A 2,453-nucleotide genomic window follows, 5' to 3' on the forward strand; every position below is an offset into this window, starting at 1 on the left:
CGGCAGGGCCGCGGCCTCCTCCGCCGCGGCGGCCGGGGCCGGCTCGGCCGCCGGCGGCCCGCCGCCGGGCAGCGGCTCGCCGCGGTCGAGCGCGTCCAGGTGCTCCTTGATCACCTTCAGCGGGAGGTAGTGGTCCCGCTGGGCGGCCAGCACGTACCGCAGTCGGTCCACGTCCGCCGACGAGAACTTCCGGTACCCCGACGCGGTGCGCTGGGGGTGGACGAGGTCCTCGGACTCCAGGTACCGGATCTTGCTGATCGTCACGTCGGGGAAGTCGTCGCGCAGCACGCCCAGCACCTCGCCGATGGTGAGGCGGGGTGTGCGCTGGTCGCCGGCGTCCCCGTACGCGCTCGCGCGCGAGGCCACCGCGGTCACGCTGCCGACGGCACCCGGCGGGCGCTGCCCGGTCCGCTCACGAGCGAGGAGCGGGTTCGCCCGTGCGCGGACCGGTCAGGTACACGAGCCGGAACTTGCCGATCTGCACCTCGTCCCCGCCGGCCAGCGTGGCGACGTCCACCGGCTCCCGGTTGACGTAGGTGCCGTTGAGGCTGCCGACGTCGTGCACGGAGAAGCCGCCGCCCTCGCGGTGGAACTCCACGTGCCGGCGGCTGACGGTGACGTCGTCGAGGAAGATGTCGCTGTCGGGGTGACGGCCGGCGGTCGTCACGTCCTGGTCGAGCAGGAAGCGGCTGCCCGCGTTGGGGCCGCGCTTGACCACGAGCAGCGCCGAGCCGGCGGGCAGCGACTCCACCGCCCCGGCGTGGGCGTCGGTCTCGGCCACCTCGGGCGTCTCGGCCGAGTCCTCGCCGCCCACCTTGGGGATGACGCTGGTGGACTCGCCGATCCGCTCCTGGGACAGCGCCGCGCCGCACTGCGCGCAGAAGCGACTGCCCTCGGGGTTGTTGTGGCCACAGCGAGTGCAGTGCACGTCTGTCTCCTCCGGTGCAGGGGTGGCACCGCCGCGGTCTCGTGGACGGCCGCGGGCGGCCGGCGGACGACGGACCGGGCAGTCCGTCGTGGGTCGGCCGCCGTGTGGGTCACGGCGGGCCGTGGTCATGGAACCAGCGGCCGACCCGAGGGTCAACCGCACCTCCAGGGTGGGTCCGACGGCGCCCTGCACGGGCGCCGGGGGTCCCACCCCAGGTCAGCATAGTGATCGCCGGGCGGGCTCCCGCGGGGTCAGGTGGCGTCGACGAGAGCCTCGTACGCGGCGGCGTCCAGGAGCCCCTCCGTCGGGTCCCCGGCGTCGCCCGGCACGCTGATCTCGACCAGCCAGCCGGCCCCGTAGGGATCGGCGTTGACGGTCTCCGGGGCGTCGGCCAGGGCCTCGTTCACCGCGGCCACCACGCCCGCGACCGGGGAGTAGACGTCGGAGACGGACTTGGTCGACTCCACCTCGCCGATCGGGTTCCCCGGCGCGACCGCCGACCCCACCTCCGGCAGCTGCACGAACACGATGTCGCCCAGGGCGTCCTGGGCGTGGTCGGTGATGCCCACCCGGACGACGGTCCCCGCGCCCGCGCCGCCCTGGACCAGGGCCCACTCGTGCTGCTCGGTGTAGCGGCGGTCGTCGGGCGTGGACATGCGGCGTCGTCTCCAGACGGTCCGGGCCGGCGGGTCAGCCGCCAGGCTCCGGCTGAGCGTATTGAGGCTCGTCCAGGGGCCGCAACGCGTCCACGACCACCCGCTCGGACTGCTGGATCTGGACCGTGCCGCCCTGCCGGCCGACCCGGTCGACGACGCCGCCGGGGATGTTCATCGCGGTCTGCAGGTCCTGCGGGGAGCCGATGACGAGGACCTCGTAGGGACTGGACACCGGGGTGCCGTCCACGCTGAGCGCGCCGGGCTCCCCGGTGACGGCCGAGGAGACGCCGATGCGCACGCCGTCGATCTGCATGGTCTCCGCACCCGCCCCGCGCAGCTCCTGGATCGCGTCCAGCAGGTCGGCCACCCGGACCCGGCCCTCGGGGTCGAGCACCGTCATCACCAGCCCCGGCCCCGCGGCGGCGACCGTGCCGTTGAGGATCCCCAGGGCCTCGGCGCGGTCGCGGGCGGTCTGCAGCGCGGTCTCGGACTGGCTGTCGGAGCTGTTGAGGTCGCGCAGCTGGGCGCGCTGCTCGGCGATCTGGGTGCGCAGCCGGTCCTCGCGGGCGTTGAGCTCGTCGAGGATCTGGACCAGGTCCTCCTCCCGCGCCCCGGCGAGGCTCTCCTCGGTGCCGGTGGTGCGGACCTGGACGGCGAAGGCGAAGCCGAGCAGCAGGGTGAGCACGCCGACCAGCACGGCGGCGCGCACGTCGCGACGGCGTCGCGGGCGGGCCGCCTCGGGAGCCGCCCCCGGCACGGCGGGAGCCGGCGCCGGCTCGGACCCGGCACCCGGCTCCGCGGGGGGCTCGGCAGCCTGCGCCGCGCCCGGCTCCGGCGGGGGCTCCGCGGCCGGTCCGGCGGGGTCGGCG

General features: G+C 75.6%; 4 protein-coding genes. All 4 read right to left on the minus strand.

The genetic code is table 11. The annotated features are described in order from the left end of the window. Positions 1-366 (minus strand): MerR family transcriptional regulator (locus PGN05_RS24155; protein WP_419755124.1); only part of this gene is annotated, 366 nt, incomplete at its 3' end. 46 nt (positions 367-412) lie between these two features. Then, on the minus strand, positions 413-928 hold the full coding sequence (locus tag PGN05_RS24160; protein ID WP_419755125.1) for an FHA domain-containing protein: 516 nt from the start codon (positions 926-928) through the stop codon (positions 413-415). Positions 929-1,179: 251 nt separating this feature from the next. Continuing rightward, positions 1,180-1,584 (minus strand): glycine cleavage system protein GcvH, encoded by a 405-nt coding sequence (gcvH, locus tag PGN05_RS24165; RefSeq protein WP_419755126.1) that lies wholly within the window; start codon positions 1,582-1,584, stop codon positions 1,180-1,182. 34 nt (positions 1,585-1,618) lie between these two features. Beyond that, on the minus strand, positions 1,619-2,453 hold an 835-nt coding region (locus PGN05_RS24170), incomplete at its 5' end, for a DUF881 domain-containing protein (RefSeq protein ID WP_419755127.1).

Origin of the sequence: Geodermatophilus sp. CPCC 206100 (genome assembly GCF_048569675.1) — a bacterium.
Classification (GTDB): domain Bacteria; phylum Actinomycetota; class Actinomycetes; order Mycobacteriales; family Geodermatophilaceae; genus Geodermatophilus.

Coding starts and splice junctions, on each gene's coding strand:
- gcvH (WP_419755126.1), bottom strand. CDS start 1,584: ATGTCCACGCCCGACGACCGCCGCTACACCGAGCAGCACGAGTGGGCC.